This window comes from Mesorhizobium sp. WSM4814, from assembly GCF_055811595.1.
The window spans coordinates 207,084-222,262 of sequence record NZ_JBVVQT010000007.1; the positions used below are offsets into that span (position 1 = coordinate 207,084).

General features: G+C 62.0%; 19 protein-coding genes and 2 pseudogenes. 8 read left to right on the forward strand and 13 right to left on the reverse strand.

The annotated features are described in order from the left end of the window. Nucleotides 1-4 precede the first annotated feature (4 nt). Together AC0L2V_RS14170 and AC0L2V_RS14175 are read left to right on the forward strand one after the other, a co-directional pair. Nucleotides 5-439: a type II 3-dehydroquinate dehydratase gene (locus tag AC0L2V_RS14170; RefSeq protein ID WP_473520399.1), complete on the forward strand. Its 435-nt coding sequence runs from the start codon at nucleotides 5-7 to the stop codon at nucleotides 437-439. Between the two features lie 9 nt (nucleotides 440-448). Then, on the forward strand, nucleotides 449-1,285 hold the full coding sequence (locus tag AC0L2V_RS14175) for a 3-oxoadipate:acetyl-CoA acetyltransferase (protein WP_473520400.1): 837 nt from the start codon (nucleotides 449-451) through the stop codon (nucleotides 1,283-1,285). A 107-nt stretch (nucleotides 1,286-1,392) separates the two neighbouring features. Here AC0L2V_RS14175 and AC0L2V_RS14180 read toward each other — a convergent pair whose 3' ends face one another. Continuing rightward, nucleotides 1,393-2,220: an SDR family NAD(P)-dependent oxidoreductase gene (locus AC0L2V_RS14180; protein WP_473520401.1), complete on the reverse strand. Its 828-nt coding sequence runs from the start codon at nucleotides 2,218-2,220 to the stop codon at nucleotides 1,393-1,395. An 802-nt stretch (nucleotides 2,221-3,022) separates the two neighbouring features. Between AC0L2V_RS14180 and AC0L2V_RS14185 the strand changes: the two genes are divergently transcribed. Together AC0L2V_RS14185 and AC0L2V_RS14190 are read left to right on the forward strand one after the other, a co-directional pair. Further along, nucleotides 3,023-3,592, forward strand: a complete 570-nt coding sequence (locus AC0L2V_RS14185) for an NADPH-dependent FMN reductase (RefSeq protein ID WP_473511005.1) — start codon at nucleotides 3,023-3,025, stop codon at nucleotides 3,590-3,592. A gap of 62 nt (nucleotides 3,593-3,654) precedes the next feature. Further along, nucleotides 3,655-3,921, forward strand: a pseudogene (locus AC0L2V_RS14190) (nucleotide disphospho-sugar-binding domain-containing protein); the annotation flags it as partial. A 264-nt stretch (nucleotides 3,922-4,185) separates the two neighbouring features. Here the strand turns inward: AC0L2V_RS14190 and AC0L2V_RS14195 are convergent. Further along, entirely contained in the window at nucleotides 4,186-5,454 is a 1,269-nt protein-coding gene (locus tag AC0L2V_RS14195) for an adenylate/guanylate cyclase domain-containing protein (protein WP_473520402.1), read from the reverse strand. Nucleotides 5,455-5,538: 84 nt separating this feature from the next. Further along, nucleotides 5,539-5,769 carry a peptidase dimerization domain-containing protein gene (locus AC0L2V_RS14200; RefSeq protein WP_473520403.1) on the reverse strand — a complete coding sequence of 77 codons (231 nt, stop codon included), beginning with the start codon at nucleotides 5,767-5,769 and terminating at the stop codon, nucleotides 5,539-5,541. Between the two features lie 337 nt (nucleotides 5,770-6,106). Here AC0L2V_RS14200 and AC0L2V_RS14205 point away from each other — a divergent pair, with 337 nt between their 5' ends. Both AC0L2V_RS14205 and AC0L2V_RS14210 read left to right on the forward strand, forming a co-directional pair. Continuing rightward, nucleotides 6,107-6,715 (forward strand): hypothetical protein, encoded by a 609-nt coding sequence (locus AC0L2V_RS14205; RefSeq protein ID WP_473520404.1) that lies wholly within the window; start codon nucleotides 6,107-6,109, stop codon nucleotides 6,713-6,715. Nucleotides 6,716-6,942: 227 nt separating this feature from the next. Further along, a complete protein-coding gene (locus AC0L2V_RS14210) occupies nucleotides 6,943-7,275 on the forward strand; it encodes a hypothetical protein (RefSeq protein WP_473520450.1) in 333 nt (110 codons plus the stop codon). Here AC0L2V_RS14210 and AC0L2V_RS14215 read toward each other — a convergent pair. Continuing rightward, nucleotides 7,266-7,466: pseudogene (locus AC0L2V_RS14215) on the reverse strand (sigma-54-dependent Fis family transcriptional regulator); the annotation flags it as partial. The gene AC0L2V_RS14210 and the pseudogene AC0L2V_RS14215 sit on opposite strands and share 10 nt — an antisense overlap. 109 nt (nucleotides 7,467-7,575) lie before the next feature. Further along, entirely contained in the window at nucleotides 7,576-8,160 is a 585-nt protein-coding gene (locus AC0L2V_RS14220; RefSeq protein ID WP_473520405.1) for a GNAT family N-acetyltransferase, read from the reverse strand. Nucleotides 8,161-8,365: 205 nt separating this feature from the next. On the opposite strand from AC0L2V_RS14220, the gene AC0L2V_RS14225 reads away from it, so the two are divergent. Continuing rightward, complete coding sequence (locus tag AC0L2V_RS14225) at nucleotides 8,366-9,085, forward strand: DUF899 domain-containing protein (protein WP_091596844.1); 720 nt, start codon at nucleotides 8,366-8,368, stop codon at nucleotides 9,083-9,085. A 63-nt stretch (nucleotides 9,086-9,148) separates the two neighbouring features. On the opposite strand, the gene AC0L2V_RS14230 is transcribed toward AC0L2V_RS14225, so the two are convergent. Together AC0L2V_RS14230 and AC0L2V_RS14235 are read right to left on the reverse strand one after the other, a co-directional pair. Further along, nucleotides 9,149-9,565 carry a GFA family protein gene (locus AC0L2V_RS14230; protein WP_473520406.1) on the reverse strand — a complete coding sequence of 139 codons (417 nt, stop codon included), beginning with the start codon at nucleotides 9,563-9,565 and terminating at the stop codon, nucleotides 9,149-9,151. Between the two features lie 20 nt (nucleotides 9,566-9,585). Next, nucleotides 9,586-10,062 (reverse strand): SRPBCC family protein, encoded by a 477-nt coding sequence (locus AC0L2V_RS14235; protein WP_473520407.1) that lies wholly within the window; start codon nucleotides 10,060-10,062, stop codon nucleotides 9,586-9,588. Between the two features lie 114 nt (nucleotides 10,063-10,176). Here AC0L2V_RS14235 and folP point away from each other — a divergent pair, with 114 nt between their 5' ends. Next, complete coding sequence (gene folP / locus AC0L2V_RS14240; RefSeq protein ID WP_473520408.1) at nucleotides 10,177-11,010, forward strand: dihydropteroate synthase; 834 nt, start codon at nucleotides 10,177-10,179, stop codon at nucleotides 11,008-11,010. Nucleotides 11,011-11,100: 90 nt separating this feature from the next. On the opposite strand, the gene pqqE is transcribed toward folP, so the two are convergent. The 6 genes from pqqE to AC0L2V_RS14270 all read right to left on the reverse strand — a co-directional run bounded on the left by pqqE (nucleotide 11,101) and on the right by AC0L2V_RS14270 (nucleotide 15,178). Then, nucleotides 11,101-12,222: a pyrroloquinoline quinone biosynthesis protein PqqE gene (gene pqqE / locus AC0L2V_RS14245; protein ID WP_473520409.1), complete on the reverse strand. Its 1,122-nt coding sequence runs from the start codon at nucleotides 12,220-12,222 to the stop codon at nucleotides 11,101-11,103. Beyond that, nucleotides 12,219-12,515: a pyrroloquinoline quinone biosynthesis peptide chaperone PqqD gene (gene pqqD, locus AC0L2V_RS14250; RefSeq protein ID WP_473520410.1), complete on the reverse strand. Its 297-nt coding sequence runs from the start codon at nucleotides 12,513-12,515 to the stop codon at nucleotides 12,219-12,221. Before pqqD ends, pqqE begins: the two co-directional genes overlap by 4 nt. Beyond that, nucleotides 12,512-13,270, reverse strand: coding sequence for a pyrroloquinoline-quinone synthase PqqC (gene pqqC, locus AC0L2V_RS14255; RefSeq protein ID WP_473520411.1), 759 nt, complete (start codon nucleotides 13,268-13,270; stop codon nucleotides 12,512-12,514). The genes pqqD and pqqC overlap by 4 nt, the downstream gene beginning before the upstream one ends. Next, nucleotides 13,267-14,205: a pyrroloquinoline quinone biosynthesis protein PqqB gene (gene pqqB, locus AC0L2V_RS14260; protein WP_473520412.1), complete on the reverse strand. Its 939-nt coding sequence runs from the start codon at nucleotides 14,203-14,205 to the stop codon at nucleotides 13,267-13,269. Before pqqB ends, pqqC begins: the two co-directional genes overlap by 4 nt. A gap of 78 nt (nucleotides 14,206-14,283) precedes the next feature. Further along, the gene (locus AC0L2V_RS14265) at nucleotides 14,284-14,454 is read right to left on the reverse strand and encodes a hypothetical protein (protein ID WP_473520413.1); all 171 of its coding nucleotides are present in this window, start codon (nucleotides 14,452-14,454) and stop codon (nucleotides 14,284-14,286) included. A gap of 166 nt (nucleotides 14,455-14,620) precedes the next feature. Beyond that, a complete protein-coding gene (locus AC0L2V_RS14270) occupies nucleotides 14,621-15,178 on the reverse strand; it encodes a PQQ-dependent catabolism-associated CXXCW motif protein (protein ID WP_473520414.1) in 558 nt (185 codons plus the stop codon). Nucleotide 15,179 lies beyond the last annotated feature (1 nt).

Genomic DNA, 15,179 nt, shown 5'->3' on the forward strand with positions numbered 1-15,179 from the left:
GACCATGACCAAGCCAATCTTCGTCCTCAACGGCCCAAATCTCAACCGGCTCGGCATGCGCGAGCCGGAGATCTATGGCAGGACGACGCTCGCAGAAATCGAGGCGATGTGCCGTGACGCCGCCGGCGACCATCCGATCCGTTTTCACCAATCGAACATCGAGGGCGAAATCGTCAACTGGGTGCATGAGGCGATCGACGACGGCGCGGGCATTCTGATCAATCCTGCGGGTTTGAGTTTTATTTCGATCCCGGTGCTCGATGCGCTCAAGATGTTTCCGGGCCCGATCGTTGAACTGCATATCTCGAACATCCATCGCCGCGAGGAGATCTATCATCGGTCGCTGGTATCGACGGTCGCCACCGGCGTGATCGCGGGACTTGGCGCCGAAGGCTATCCGCTCGCGATCCGCTGGCTCATCGACCAGGTCGACGGATAGTGTATCGCCATGCCTGAACCTTGCATCATCGCTGTTGCGATCACCGGCTCGCTGCCGCGCAAGGAAGACAATCCTGCGGTGCCAATCAGCGTGGCCGAACAGATCGAGTCGACCCAGGAAGCCTTTGAAGCAGGTGCGTCGCTGGTGCACATCCACGTGCGCAATGACGATCAGAGTTCATCGTCTGAACCAACGCGCTTCGCAGCCGTCCAGGCGGGGGTGCGCAGGCACTGCCCCGGAATGATCGTCCAGTTCTCGACCGGCGGGCGCGGTCGTGATCCTGCCGCGCGTGGCTCAGCACTTTATCTGAAGCCGGACATGGCCTCGCTCTCGACCGGTTCGGTCAACTTCCCCTCCATCGTCTATGAGAACCATCCTGCCCTGATCGCTGATCTCGCGGCCGCGATGAAGGCAAACGGCGTGCTGCCGGAGATCGAGATCTTCGACCTGTCGCACCTTCACACTGCCAGGCGGCTGGCCGACGGTGGGCTTATCGGCGAGCGCCCGCACATCCAGTTTGTCATGGGCGTGCAAAACGCACTGCCTGCGCAGGAGAGATTGCTCGATGTGCTCCTCACGGAAGCGAAACTCCTGTTTCCACAGTCCACCTGGACAGCGGCCGGAATAGGACGCAACCAGACGATCGTCATGGAATGGGCGTTGGCGCGCGCAGCAGACGCAGTGCGCACCGGACTTGAGGACAACATCAGGATCACCAGGGAACGCCTGGCGCGCAGCAACGCCGAGCTTGTCGAACGCGCGGCGGCCTCAGTCGAGAAGTTTGGCCGGCGCGTGGCCACCGTCAACGAGGCGCGCCAAACGCTTGGTCTGGCGTCAGGATCGTAATTTCTGGGCCGCAACTTCGCGCCGCGATGTCGGACCTGTTGCGCCTTGGCCAGCGTCCTGGAATTACCGGCGTCTGGGAGAGCACGTGTGGCCCTTACACCCTCCATTCAATAATCCGTCGATCGGCTGACCTCGTCCCACTTGAGCGCGGCCGCGGCTCGGACGGCATCCGTCTGTGCTATGCGCTCTAAGGCATCACGTCCCAGAATCAGTTGCTCGGGCAGATTATCCTCACGCGATAAGTCGAAGATCACATTGGCGACCTTGCCAGGGTCGCCGGGCTCGTTTCCCGCATAATTCTCGGTCATCCGCATGATCTCGCCTATTGTCGGATCGTACTCGTCGAGCAGTGCCGGCGCGTGGCCACGGGCAACCCGCGTCCAGTTGGTGCGGATGCTGCCCGGTTCGATGGCAATGGTCTTGACGCCGAAGGGTAAAACCTCCTTGGCCAGTGATGCGGTGAAACCACTGACCGCCCATTTGGCGGCGGCATAAGCGGTGGACCCCGGACTTCCGAAGCGAGCGGAGCTGGACGAGATGTTGATGATGTGTCCCGATTTCTGCCTCCGCATGACCGGGAGCGCCGCGCGGGTCAGGTTCACTACACCATAGAAATTGGTGTCGATCTCGGCTTTGAAGTCAGCCTCGGAGGTCTGTTCAAACGGAGCAAGATGAGCGTAGCCGGCATTGTTGAGCAGCACGTCAAGACGACCGAACGTCCGGACCGCTGTGTCAACGGCATTCTGTACGGCCTTCATATCGGTGACGTCGAGTTCAACGAGAGCGACGTTTTCGGGATAGCGCTGCTTGAGTTCCGAAAGGCGACTGACGTTTCGGGCGGTCGCCACAAGGTTGTCTCCCCGTGAAGGCACGAGTTCCGCCGTGCTTCGGCCGATGCCACTGACGCTACCTGTAATGAGCCAAGTCTTGGGCATTTGTTCTCCGGGTCATCTCGCAAGGGTCGCGGAAGCGAACCGCTTTACGAAAGCATCGCTGCAGCGCTGCGAAGATTCAAATGTGCTAGAGGGTCATATCTCCGCTCGGATGGGCTAGGCAGAGCTATCCCAAGGGTCAGGCCTTTGCGTAGATCCATTATTAAACGTGATGGACTGTCTATCGGTGCGCGACATGCCCGGGTTCGTCATTTGCTCGTTCGACCAGCGTGCCGACCAAAGACACGCGTAGAACGCTATGTTGAGGGCGCGCGTTCAGTCGACTGCATCAAAGCTGTGAATGACCGATACCGCGGTTTAGAATCTCCCCGCGCTGGGTGTACCGGCGACAGGCAAGAGACACAGCCGTTGTTCGCTGCTCAAAGCGGCATCCTCTGACGTTTTGCGGGAGATCACCCCATGCTCGCAACGGGTCTACCATAGACCTTCGCATCGCCTGACCGACACTGCCGTTCGATAGTCGCGCGGACCGAGGCGGCGCAATCTCCTCCGCAGACACTAGGTGACCATCCATGGAGGCGCATGCCAACCCACGGGGGCCAGCGGCGGAGGTGGCCGATACGGCCGTGGGTAAGGCGATCAGCAGGAGACAAACATGAGCTTTGGACAACACCTCACACCCCGGTAGGCCGGAGCCTGACGAGTTGGTTCCGGCGCGCTACGCGCTGCGGAGCCGTTAGCGGCGACCCGATTAAACGGGCTGAACTCGTGAGCCCGCAATTGATAGCCTTATGGCCGCGCAGAAGCGGGCGTGGCTGAGTTGAGAACTGAAAAGGATCATTAAATGGCTAAATTTGAGGTCGGCTACGTTATTGGTAGCCTCGCGTCTCAATCTATCAACCGACGGCTTGCGCTCGCGCTCGTCAAACTCGCTCCTTCGAATTTGAGGCTCAGGGAAATCCCCATCCGGGATCTGCCGCTCTACAGCTACGATTATGACTCCAATTACCCAGAGGTCGCAAATCGCTTCAAGAGTGCCATAGCTGATACCGACGCCGTCCTTTTCGTTACGCCAGAGTACAATCGTTCGATACCCGGCGCGTTGAAGAACGCGATAGATTGGGCTAGCCGGCCGTACGGGCAGAATGCGTTCACGAGGAAGCCATCGGCGGTGATAGGAACGTCTCCCGGTTTGATTGGCACCGCCGTCGGCCAGCAGCACTTGCGCACTGTCCTCGGCTTCTGCGATTCGCCGCAGATGAACGCGCCGGAGGCTTACATCCAGTTCACGCCGGACCTTATCAGCGATGATGGCGAAGTGTCGCGCGAATCCACAGCCGAATTCCTGAAGACCTTCATGGTGGAATTCAGTGGCTTCATCGAACGGGCACGTACCGTGCCGGTTCCCGCCTGACCGATCCGGGGTTCGACGCCGTCCGGCTCGAGGACCCCGTGCTGTACGCGTCGCTGGGCACGGTGTTCGATGCGCGGCCCGCCCTGCTGCAGACCTTCGCGACCGCGCTGGCACCGCTGGGCGGCACCGTTGTCGTCTCGACCGGGTCCACGGAACCGGCAGACCTGGGTCCGCTGCCAGCCAACGTGCTGGCCCGCCGATCCGTGCCGCAGCTCCAGGTGCTGGACCGGGCGGCGCTCTTCGTGACCCACGGCGGCATGAACAGTGTCAACGAGGCGATGCGGACCGGGGTGCCGACACTCGTCGTGCCACAGGGGGCGGACCAGCCAATGGTGGCGCGGCGGGTTGTAGAGCTCGGTGCCGGCCTCGAGCTGGGGTCTCAGAAGGCGCCTATCGTGACCCTTCGAATATCCCGGAAAGGGCCGCTGCATCAGACATTTAAGCGTTCCGGTGCCCCGGGGTTAATTTTCGGCGCGCTTTCACACTCAGAGACGACGGTTGATCAGAGTCTCATCCGCGGGTTGGAACATGAGAGACTACTTGATCTGAAGTTCCGGAGTTCCGGGAATTCATGCTTGTCCACCTTCCTCCTACTAGCCCCGCCGCTGCCGTCGCCGCAGGCCAGGCAAAGGCTGCGAGCGTTCCAGGCTCAGGCTGGGATCAAGGGTAAAGAGCTCCCGCGCGCGTCCGACGCCACGCAACGCGAACCGGCCGACTGAAACGAGCTTTTTGCGCTCCTCGCCGAGTAGCAGCTCGGCGAATTCCGATGAGCAAAGCATATTGCGACCGGCCGACTCGCACATGGAGCTGATCCGGCTGACCTCATTGACCGGTTGGCCGACAACGGTGAAGTCGAGACGGTCCGGAGTGCCGATATTGCCGTAGAAGACCCTGCCGGCATGCAGGCCCAAGTGAATGTCGGCGACAGAAAGGCCATCGTTTTTGCGGCGTTTGGCAAGCTGCAGCAGCCGTGTGCGCATGTCGCGTTCTGCCTCCACCGCGGCGCGACAGGAATATTCGGGCCGCGAACTGGTGAAGATGGCCAGGACTCCATCTCCGATCAGTTTCAGCACATCGCCGCCGGCGGCCTTCACTGCGCCGATGACCGCTTCGGCGTAGTCATTAATCAACGGCACGAGTTGATCGTTTTGAACCGACTCGGACAGGTTCGTATAGCCGGTAATGTCGGAGAACCAGAGTACGGCGTTGATCCTCTTCACCGAGCCGTGGCGGATGCCGCCGCTCAGCACCTGGCGACCGGGGCCCCGGCCGAGATACGCCTCGACCAGCGTTTTGGTGAGCCTTGTTTGCGCAGCCGACCGAACCGCCAATCCCAGAAGCGGTGTAAGCCGGGAAAGAACGCCGACTTCCTCCTCGGAGAATCCGCCCGGCCGCGCTGTGGTCCAGCGGGCGTAGAATGCATCGACATCCTCTACCCTCATCGCCTGCCGGATACGATAGACGATCGCAAGATAGTCCGTCTGGCCGGCATCGCGCAGCTCCTCGATCGCCGGAAAGCCGCGCGTTTCGCCTGCTTCGAGCCGGCAACGTAGGGTCAATTCACGCCGCCGCAGCATCTCCAGAAACGGGCTGCGCTTCCACAACTCCGCTCCCTTGCCCTCACGGCTCGACGGGTATTCTTCTTCGCGGAAGCTGATCGACTCGTCCTCGTCCCAGAAGAAGGCGCGTGCCTCGTGCATCGGGTGCAGCGTGTCGATCATCACAAACGCCTTGCCCAGCGGCAGCCCTGCTTCGACGCAACGCTCGCAGAAGGCCTGTACAAGCGATTCCTCGCTGCGGATGCCAAGCAGCCCAGCCTCCGCGAGCCAGGTGGCAATTTCATCGCAATCGCTGATCTTCATTGCCGACGATAGCTTCCCATTGCACCGCAAAAACGGCGCCACGGTGTTTTATATCACATGCGTGGTCAACGGAGCACAAGCACGTCACCCGATGACAAGCTGATGCCCGCCGGCCCCCTCGAACACAACCTGACAGCCGGCAGGAAGGCGAGCCTCGACGAAGTTTCGAAACAAGGCGCGGATATGTTCCGGTCGCTGACCACCAACCAGGCGGAACGACAGTCGAGCTGTGGCCGATGAGGGTAGAACCGATCGTTCGCCGGGGCCTATATTGCCGCCCACGATGCCGTTGAAGTCGATGCCAGGACGCCCCACATCAACTCGACCGTACCGTATCCGCCTTCATCATGTCCTCCGGTTACCGAAACGCCGGCCAGAGCCTCAGTGAGATCCAGAGCTTCCCACTGAACACCCGACATTTAGCCCGACGGGCGGCTGAAGCGGCGGCGATGGAACGCTATGAGGCTGCAAACATTTATCCCCGAGATGCGCGCGTTCACCTCAGACGGTTTCGAGACCCTCGCAAGCATAAAGGATCCAGGATCGATAAAGCTGATTGAGTCCAGGCGGCGAAGCCATTGATGGCTGCGAGAGCAGTCCTTGCGCCTACGATTGGCGTTTGCCGCCGCGCCAGTCCGCGAAAGGGCCGGCCATGGCGGCAAAGCAGCGCAGTAAAGCCCCGATCCCCAAATACCCGCTCTGGATCACTCTGCCCTATTCGCTTTTTGTCGCCGTGCTCACGCCGGTATACTGGTTGCGATACGGCCCCGGCAATTTCCTGTGGTTCTCCGATATTGCGCTCTTTGCCGTGCTGATCGCGTTGTGGACCGGCAGCCGACTCCTCTATTCGATGATGGCAGTCGGCGTTCTGCCGCTCGAGTTCGCCTGGTTGGCGGACTTCGTGACCGGCGGCAAGCTGACCGGGCTCGCTGCCTACATGTTCGATCCAAGGGAGCCCGCATATGCGAGGACGCTGTCCGGCTTTCATTTGTTCATGCCGGTCATCATTATTTTTATGCTGATCCGGCAAGGCTACGACCGCCGCGCGTTCAAAGCGCAGACCGCTCTCGCCTGGGTGGTACCGGTTGCAAGTTACTGGTTCACCCGGCCCGACGAGAACATCAACTGGGTGCACGGGCCTGGTCCGGAGCCGCAGAGGATTTTGCCGCCACGCATGTATCTCGGCCTGTACATGGTGCTTTTGCCCCTGGTCGCCTACTTGCCGGTCCATCTCGTATTGAAACGGCTGTTCCGGCCGTAGCTGGCCATGCGGAGACGACCGGCGAATTCCAATGCGCTGCGCGTCCAGGCTTCCATCCCCGGCCAGCGCATTAGTCTGATGATCTTGGGCGGGGCGCAGGCGAATTGTCTCGGTGAACGGTTTTGGGGCTCGTCCTGAGTGGATCGCTGCCGTTTAGCATCCTGATCGCATCGAGGAACAACGGCTCCCTGCGTTCGTTGGCCTTCGGCGAGATAAGGAGCCAAATCATGCAAAGAGACCAGAAACGGAATCGCAAGGACGATTCTCCCAACATCTCTAAAACCACGGGCGTTGACTCGAGACATGAACGACAAAAAGCTCGTCCCGACGCCGATGATCCGACTGACCCGGAAGAGGTATGGAAGAGTTCCGAGACGACACCCCAGCGCGAAGCGAAAGAAAAAACGTCGGAAGAACCAGACGGGCGTGTCGCCGATGCGGGCGACGTCGGTGGCGGTCAGCCTTCGCCCTACGAGACGGAAGTGCAGGCGGACAGCGTTGCCCAGCAGACAGACCGCAACAGGCAGACTGGTGAGAAGCCGAAGCCATCCCAGGAATGAAAAGCCTCGTCATCCACAGGCGCACCGCGCCGTTCGACCGGCACGCCGTCACGATCGGCGAGCAGGACGCAGCATCCGAGATCGCCCACCGCAAGATAGAGCCGGTCCAAGCTCGATTGGGCGGCCCGGACGAGCGGTTCAATGCGTTGCCGGGCCTCTCCCAATTCCGCCTCTGTCAGATGGCGTGGCGGGCCGAGCACGGCAAAAAGTCCACTGTCACCGAAATACCCTTCACCGAAATACCTTTGCGCCGACACCACGGGATGGCGGCTGACGCTTCGCTCGTCTGCTCTACCTGGCTCAACGCGGTCGCCGCAGCATCGGGACTTGCGTCGGCGATGACCCGACCTGGATGGCGCCGAGCGGTTCGAAGCCGTGGCGCCGGTAGAACGGAATGTTGCGCGGGTTCGAGGATTCCAGATAGGCGGGCGCGTGATCGCGATCGCACTGCGCGAGCGCGTATGCCATCAAGGCGTCGCCGAGACCTTCGCCCTGATGCGCCGGGTCGACGCCGATCACGGGCAAGTACCAATGCGGTTCAGTCGGGTGGTACTTGGCCATTTGCTCGAATACAGCGGCGACTTCAGGGGCAAGGGAGGGCGCAACCGTGCTCTCGATAACCGCACCAAGCCCTTCCTCGTCGGGATGCACACCGGGCGACAGCCACAGCGCCGTCCCGACATAGCCATCGGTGCAAAAGCCGCTTCCGTTTGAGAATGCCCTGGCCCCGAACGCGCGGACCAGTCGCGGCATGGCCGCAAGGAACTGGTGTGCATGCGGCCAGGTCCATCGCGCCATGGGATCGGCTGCAAACGCCAGCACGATTGTTCCGACGGCTGGATCTTCGTCGGCCGCGGCCATAACCCTCACTGTCGGCGATTTCATGCTGCCCTCCAAACGACGCAAATGGTTCGACGAGGCGCCCGCGCCGGCAACGGGCGCCGCAACAAGCGGGCAGGGATCAGGCAGTGCATCGGAAACCGCCACATCCAGCTGCCATGTTTCGCCTCCGGCATTGAGTTTAACGCCTGACGCAACAAGTTGTTTCGAGAAACGGAAAGGAAGATCCCCGAGGAAGGAGACAGCAGCGATGACGAAACACAAGACCGGAACACGCGAGGAATGGCTCGGAGCGCGGCTCGCACTGCTCGAGGCGGAGAAAAGGCTCATGCGGCAGAGCGACGAGCTGGCGCGACAGCGACAGGAGCTGCCCTGGGTTCGGATCGACAAGGAGTATCTGTTTGAGACCGAGGAGGGCAGCGCCTCGCTCGCCGACCTCTTCCAGGGGCGCTCGCAACTCTTCGTCTATCATTTCATGTTCGGCTACGGATACCGGCTCACCGATGAGCGCCAGGGATGCACCGGATGCTCGTTGATCGCCGATCACTTCGACTGCGTCATCCCGCACTTGAACGGCCGCGACATTACCCTCGTTTGCGAATCGATCGCCCCGTTGCAGGAGATCCAGGACTACAAGCGGCAAATGGGCTGGCGCTTCCCGTGGGTTTCGTCGCTCGGGAGCGATTTCAAATACGACCTCGGCGCCGCCTTCACCGAAGAGCAGCAGAGAGACGGCGCCGACTACAACTATCAGCGTGTCGACAGGGCCGAGCCGCAGAAGGAGGGAATGAGCGTCTTCGCGCTCCAGGACGGTGCCGTCTACCACACCTACTCGACCTACGCCCGTGGCACCGAGGCGTTTATGGGGGTCTACCGTTTCCTCGACCTGGCTCCGTGGGGAAGGAACGAGAACGGGCTCGAGTTCCCCCAGGAGTGGTGGCGCCGCCATGACGAGTACGGCAACCGCTGAATGTCGCAGGGGCGCAGATCCGCCTCCTGAACAATAGTGCGCGTCCGCCCTCCCGCCGGGCCGTCAACCTGATGGCATTTTCTCGAACGTCGTCAGCCCGGTTTCCATCTTGTCCCAGGGGAGGGCCCGGATACCGTACGTCACCACGGTCGGATTGAACCGGCCCGGATCGTCGAGGCTTGCGGCATGGACCGAGATCACGTCCGGCATGGCAGTGTATGTCAGGTGAGTCGGCGTTCCGCAGACCGGGCAGAAGGAATGGATTTTGACATTTCCGTTGTCCGCCGCGACACGCCAGTCCGTCGTCACACCGGTGATCGTCACGTCCGCCCGCGACGGAAACGTCAGGTAAGATCCGTGACCGGTGCCGCTTCTTTTCTGGCAGTCGCGGCATTGGCAGTGGTTCTCGAAGATCGGGCCTGCCTTGGCCTCGTAGCGCACCGCGCCGCACGCGCATCCGCCGGTGTAGAGAGTGCTCATCTGCTCGGTCCTTGTTCTGCTCAGGCCGCCCGTTCGGACGCGCGCGGCCTGGCGAAGACATCGATCGCCTGATCGGTTTCGAGGAAGGATTTCAGGCTGGAGAGGACGATTGGCCAACCCTTTTTGATGCCGTTCGCCATGCCGCTGCCGGCTTCGAGGTCGTCATGGCTGACGGTCAGCCGGACCATGGCCTCGTATTCCTCGAGCTCGAAGGTCACCCGGCTGTAGCTCGCCGGATCGGACGCCTGCGAAGCGTTTGCCCAAGTGATGACGAGACGGGTCGGCGGCGACACCTCGACGACCTTGCCGACGAGTTCGACGATCCGTTCGTCATTGGCGCGGATGTGCTGCCAGCTCGAGCCGGGCTTCCAGTCGGAGACGTTCTCGTGGCCCCAGTAGCGCCGTGCGAGGTCCGGTTTGGTTATGGCCTCGAACACCTTTCCCGGTGTCGAGACAATATAGGTCGTGTAAGTAAAGCTGATCGTTTCCCTGGTCATTGCTACGCTCCTTTTGTTTCGCGAGCATAGGTAGATGGGGAAACCGGGTTCGTGTGAGTGACAATCTTGTCGCGAATTGCATCTGATATGAAATGAGATGAAAAAGGTTGACGCATGACGCGCTGGCAGCTTGCTCATGGACGGTATCTCGATCTTGGCGCGCAATCGTTGCTGATGGGGATTTTGAACGTCACGCCGGACAGTTTCTCCGACGGCGGAGAATTCGACCGGCCGGAGCGGGCGCTGCAGCAGGCGCGGCGCATGATCGGCGAGGGCGCGGCGATCATCGATGTCGGCGGCGAATCCACTCGGCCCGGCGCCTGCGCCGTCTCGGCGCGCGAGGAACAAGCGCGCATCCTGCCGGTCATCGAGGCGCTGTCGTCCGACGGCGGCAGCCTGGTTTCGGTCGACACCTACAGGGCCGAGACGGCGCGGCTGGCGGTCGCCGCGGGCGCGCATATCGTCAACGACGTGCATGGCCTGCAGCGCGAACCCGACATCGCGCAGGTTGCGGCGGAAACCGGCGCCGGCCTCGTCATCATGCACACCGGGCGCGGCCGCGAAAAACTGGCGGATGTGATCGCCGACCAGTTCCTGTTCCTGAACAGATCGCTGGAGATCGCGCGCGACGCCGGCATCCCGGACAAGCGGATCGTGCTCGATCCCGGCTTCGCTTTCGCCAAGGACGGCGAGGAAAACCTCGAGCTCATGGCTCGCTTCGGTGAATTGCGCGCGCTCGGTTTTCCATTGCTCGTCGGCACGTCACGCAAGCGCCTTGCCCGTCACCTGGTCGGCGGAAGTGACGAGGCGCGAGACGTCGGCACAGCGGCAACAAGCGTCATCCTGCGGCTGAAGGGCGCTGCGATCTTTCGCGTGCACAACATTGCCGTCAATCGCGACGCACTGGCATTCGCCGACGCAGTGCGCGAGCGCGAGACCGGGGAATAATGCATGTCGCCCAAAAGCATGCCTCGGGCCCTGACCCGAGGGTGCGCAGCGGTTTTGGGATAACGACATGCATAAAAACAAGAAGGCGCGTCAGGCGGGCTCGGTAACGACGCCGATCCGCCGATAGACGAATTGTTCGTCGTTCGAAGGAACTGCCGCAGCACGCTGGGCTTCGTCGATCAGCATGGCCATGCGCGTATGGATCGGCGATTTCGCGCAAGCCGGGTCCGTCGCGGCGGCGTCGCCGGCAATCGCCATCGCCTGGCAGCGGCAACCGCCCCAGTCGATCTCACGCCGTTCGCAACTGCGACAGGGCTCCTGCATCCAGTCGGTGCCGCGAAAGGCGTTGAATGCCGGCGAATCGGTCCAGATTTCGGCCAGGCTGCGCGGGCCGAAACGCTCAAAACTGAGCGACGGGATGGTCTGTGCGGCATGGCATGGCAGCACGGTGCCGTCCGGCGCCACCATGAAGGCGTCGCGCGCCCAGCCGCCCATGCACGGCTTGGGATAGATGGCGAAATAATCCGGCGTGACGAAATCGATGTTCATGATGCCGGTGAGCCGTTCGCGCGCCGCCGCGACGATCTCTGCCTGACGGTCGACCGCAGCACGCTCGGGCATCAGTTGATCGCGATTAGTCAGCGCCCAGCCGGCATACTGCACGTTGGCGATCTCAAGCCGCTCCGCGCCGAGCGAAAGCGCCAGGTCGATGAATTCCGGCACCTCCTCGATGTTGTGGCGATGGATCGGCGCGTTGATGGTAAGCGGCAGGCCGGCCGCGCGGGCGCGGCGTGCCGTCTCCAGCTTCTTTTCGTGGCCGCCTTTGTGATTGCCGATGCGGTCGGTGGTCGCCGGCCGTGCGCCTTGAAAACTCAGCTGCAGATGGTCGAGCCCGGCTTCGGCAAATGCCTCGATGCGGCCCTCGGCAATGCCGACGCCGGCGGTGATCAGGTTGGTGTAGACGCCGCGCGCCGAAAGCCCGGCGATCAATTGCTCGAGGTCACGGCGCAGCGTCGGTTCGCCGCCCGACAGATGCACCTGGAGAACGCCGAGATCGGCGGCCTGCGAGAACAAGTCGAGCCAGGTCTGTGTATCGAGTTCGCGATTGGCTTTCAGCAATTCGAGCGGATTGGAGCAATACGGGCATTGCAGCGGGCAGCGATGCGTCAGTTCCGCCAGCATGCCGATCGGAGGGAGAAGGGGCTCGCTCATAGTTTTACCAGCAGCTTGTCCGACCATTCTTGCAGGAAGGCGACGACGTCGGCCGCCACCGCCTCCTGTTCGGCGTCATAATCCGCGGCAAGCTCGGCGATGATGTGGCCGACCGTGGACCGTCCATCGCAGCGGCGCAATATATCGAGGCTGATGTCGTTCGGCCAAAACACCTTTTCCGGCGAAAGCACAGCGAACGCCTGCCGCACGGGATCGTACTGTATGCGCACGTGCTTCGGCAGCGACGGCACCGATCCCGACGACACCAAAGCTCTTTCGCGCAGCGCCATCATTGGGCTGGCTCCGGACGGAAGGCGCCGGGCGGGATGTTTCCCGGCTCGCCATAGGCGTGTTGAAGCGCGTCGAGCATGGCCCACAGTATATCGCATTTGAACACCAGCGCATCGATCGCCTGCTGCTGGCGTTCCGCCGTGTCGGCATGGCCGAGCACGTAAGCGAGGGCGAAGTCGGCGTCGCGCGAGGCCTGTTCGGGCCGTCGGCTGAAATAGGCCAGCGTATCCTCGGTGATGTAATCATATTTGGCCAGCATCGCCGGGACCCGTTCGCCGATGATGAGCGGCGAGAACATCTCGGTCAGCGACGATGCGACCGCCTCGAACAGCGTCCGGTTCGTGCAAAAGGCGAGGTAGGCGCCGACCGCGAAACGTGTCGCCGGCAGCGCCAGCCTTTCGCTCTTCACGTCATCGGCATCGAGGCCGAGCGAGGTCGCCAGATGCAGCCAGCGCGCGATGCCGCCGCTCCAGCCGTCCTCGCCATCATGGTCCTCGATGCGTTTGCGCCAGGCGGCGCGAAACGCCGGATCCTGCGCATGTGCGAGGATCATGGCGTCCTTGCGCGGGATGACGGCCTGGTAGCAATAGCGGTTCAGCGCCCAGGCCTGCATCTCGGTCCTCGACAGCGCACCGCTGGTCATCCTGTGGTGGAAAGGATGGCGGTTGTGATAGCGCTCGGCGCCGACCTGCCGCAGCACGGCTTCCAGCTCGCTGAAGGACAGGCCGCCCCTGGCCGCGTCGTGGAAATCACTCAAAATTCCATCTCCATCCCATCGCGGGCGACTTCCCACCCAGCCGCTTTGACCGCTGCGTGCTCGGCCGAATTCTCGTCCAGAACCGGATTGGTGTTGTTGATGTGGACGAAGACACGGCGGCCGATCCCCACATCGGCCAGGCCGGCGATCGACCCATCGTCTCCCGACATGGCCAGATGCCCCATGCGCGCACCGGTCTTTTGGCCGACGCCGGCGGCGATCATCTCGTCGTCGGTGTAGACCGTGCCATCGAACAGGACGCAGGCGGCATCGGCCAGGCGCTTGCGCAGGGCCGCATCGATGCGCGCGCAACCCGGGATATAGAAGACGCAGCCGCGACTGCCGGCACCGCCGATACGGACGCCGATCGTGTCGCCGGCGTCGGAACTGAAATTGGCTTCCGGCCGGCTTCTTTCCTCGAGATAGAGGGCTATCTTGCCGGGCACGGGAAAACTCTCGACAGTCACGCCGGTGTCGTGGCCGTCTGCGTCGCAGATCGCCAGTTCTTCCGCCGGCGGCAAGGTGCGTCGCGGCACGAGCGCCGGATCGAGGACATTGAAGATCGAATTCGCCTCCAGCGTCGCCAGCACCTGTGTCGTTGCGTAGATGGCGAAGGGCTGCCGCTCACGCAGGCTGAGCAGGCCGGCGACATGATCGACATCGGCATTGGTCAGCACCACCGCGCGGATGGGTGTCGAACGCAACGGCGCATCCTGCGCCGGCTGCAATTCAGGCGTTTGCGCAATCTGCTGGCGGATATCGGGCGAGGCGTTGAAGAGAACCCAGCCGGCCCCATCCACTGAGGCGGCGATGCTTGATTGGGTTCGCGAATGCACGCCAGCCATCCCGGTGCGAGCCGCGCGGCTCAGGCGATAGTTGCAATTCCACTGCGGGAAGCCGCCGCCTGCCGCCGAGCCGATGATCTTCAAGCGCATTGCAATGCCCGCTCTGCGGCTTGTTCAACCAACAGCAAATTTTCGACCGCGAATGGCTTCGCGCCCGCATTGAACGCATCAAAGCCTTTCACGAAGACCTCGCGCGAAATGGTAGTGCGTGTCCCCGTTGCCGGGGGCACGCACCTCTGCGGCCGACTTGTTGGGTGTAATTTGAGCAGGCAGATACCGCGCAATCTCGAAGCCCGCAGCAACTTGGCACATGGTCGGTTTTGTCCAGCTCTTCTTCATGGCATATCTCCTCTTCTACCAGCCCGAAGGGGCCGATCCTTTTCTCGGTCAACCATTGCTGGGCACCATTGCAATGGCTCGTCCATCAGCTCTCAAAATGGACAAATGAAACGGCAGGTCCTGAAAAGTCGAAAAACAACACGATTGAAAATAACAATGCTCATGCTCAATTGCTAATCACATAAGGCTTCCTTTCCTCCAGCGGAAGGTTGGCACGTTCCCATCCATCGGCGCCGGGCGGATACCAGATCACCGAACTGTAGCCCCATTCGATGGCCCGTTTCGCGGCATTCCACGACATCCAGCAATTCGTCATGCAATAGAACAGAATGGCACGCGACTTGTCGGGACCGGCTTCGGCCGCGAGGCCTTGGCGAAAATAGTTGGCGGTCTCCTCGGAGATAGCACCGTAACCGACATTGGCCAGCCAGGTGCTGCCTGGGATGTCCTTTCTGATCTTGGCTCTCCAAATCGTTCCCGCCGGCAAATTAGCCGGCCTGGGCGTGTTCGGCATGACGTCGAAGAACACCGCCTTCTTCTCCCGCCACAGCGCCTCCGCCTCCGCCGTCGTCACGACCTTCGCGCCCTGCAGCGTCTGCGGCACCGGCGCCCGATAGTCGTCCATCCGGTAGCCGCCGGGCTCGGCGATATCGCCGGCCCACATCGGTTCGGTCAGACCGAGAAGGCTCGCGGCAACCAGCAAAATCGTCTCCTTTCCCTTCATG

What these genes read in the sequence shown, in the direction of transcription:
- AC0L2V_RS14170 (WP_473520399.1), top strand. Translation starts at nt 5, where the DNA reads ATGACCAAGCCAATCTTCGTCCTCAACGGCCCAAATCTCAACCGGCTC.
- AC0L2V_RS14175 (WP_473520400.1), top strand. Translation starts at nt 449, where the DNA reads ATGCCTGAACCTTGCATCATCGCTGTTGCGATCACCGGCTCGCTGCCG.
- AC0L2V_RS14180 (WP_473520401.1), bottom strand. Translation starts at nt 2,220, where the DNA reads ATGCCCAAGACTTGGCTCATTACAGGTAGCGTCAGTGGCATCGGCCGA.
- AC0L2V_RS14185 (WP_473511005.1), top strand. Translation starts at nt 3,023, where the DNA reads ATGGCTAAATTTGAGGTCGGCTACGTTATTGGTAGCCTCGCGTCTCAA.
- AC0L2V_RS14195 (WP_473520402.1), bottom strand. Translation starts at nt 5,454, where the DNA reads ATGAAGATCAGCGATTGCGATGAAATTGCCACCTGGCTCGCGGAGGCT.
- AC0L2V_RS14205 (WP_473520404.1), top strand. Translation starts at nt 6,107, where the DNA reads ATGGCGGCAAAGCAGCGCAGTAAAGCCCCGATCCCCAAATACCCGCTC.
- AC0L2V_RS14210 (WP_473520450.1), top strand. Translation starts at nt 6,943, where the DNA reads ATGCAAAGAGACCAGAAACGGAATCGCAAGGACGATTCTCCCAACATC.
- AC0L2V_RS14220 (WP_473520405.1), bottom strand. Translation starts at nt 8,160, where the DNA reads ATGAAATCGCCGACAGTGAGGGTTATGGCCGCGGCCGACGAAGATCCA.
- AC0L2V_RS14225 (WP_091596844.1), top strand. Translation starts at nt 8,366, where the DNA reads ATGACGAAACACAAGACCGGAACACGCGAGGAATGGCTCGGAGCGCGG.
- AC0L2V_RS14230 (WP_473520406.1), bottom strand. Translation starts at nt 9,565, where the DNA reads ATGAGCACTCTCTACACCGGCGGATGCGCGTGCGGCGCGGTGCGCTAC.
- AC0L2V_RS14235 (WP_473520407.1), bottom strand. Translation starts at nt 10,062, where the DNA reads ATGACCAGGGAAACGATCAGCTTTACTTACACGACCTATATTGTCTCG.
- folP (WP_473520408.1), top strand. Translation starts at nt 10,177, where the DNA reads ATGACGCGCTGGCAGCTTGCTCATGGACGGTATCTCGATCTTGGCGCG.
- pqqE (WP_473520409.1), bottom strand. Translation starts at nt 12,222, where the DNA reads ATGAGCGAGCCCCTTCTCCCTCCGATCGGCATGCTGGCGGAACTGACG.
- pqqD (WP_473520410.1), bottom strand. Translation starts at nt 12,515, where the DNA reads ATGATGGCGCTGCGCGAAAGAGCTTTGGTGTCGTCGGGATCGGTGCCG.
- pqqB (WP_473520412.1), bottom strand. Translation starts at nt 14,205, where the DNA reads ATGCGCTTGAAGATCATCGGCTCGGCGGCAGGCGGCGGCTTCCCGCAG.
- AC0L2V_RS14265 (WP_473520413.1), bottom strand. Translation starts at nt 14,454, where the DNA reads ATGAAGAAGAGCTGGACAAAACCGACCATGTGCCAAGTTGCTGCGGGC.
- AC0L2V_RS14270 (WP_473520414.1), bottom strand. Translation starts at nt 15,178, where the DNA reads ATGAAGGGAAAGGAGACGATTTTGCTGGTTGCCGCGAGCCTTCTCGGT.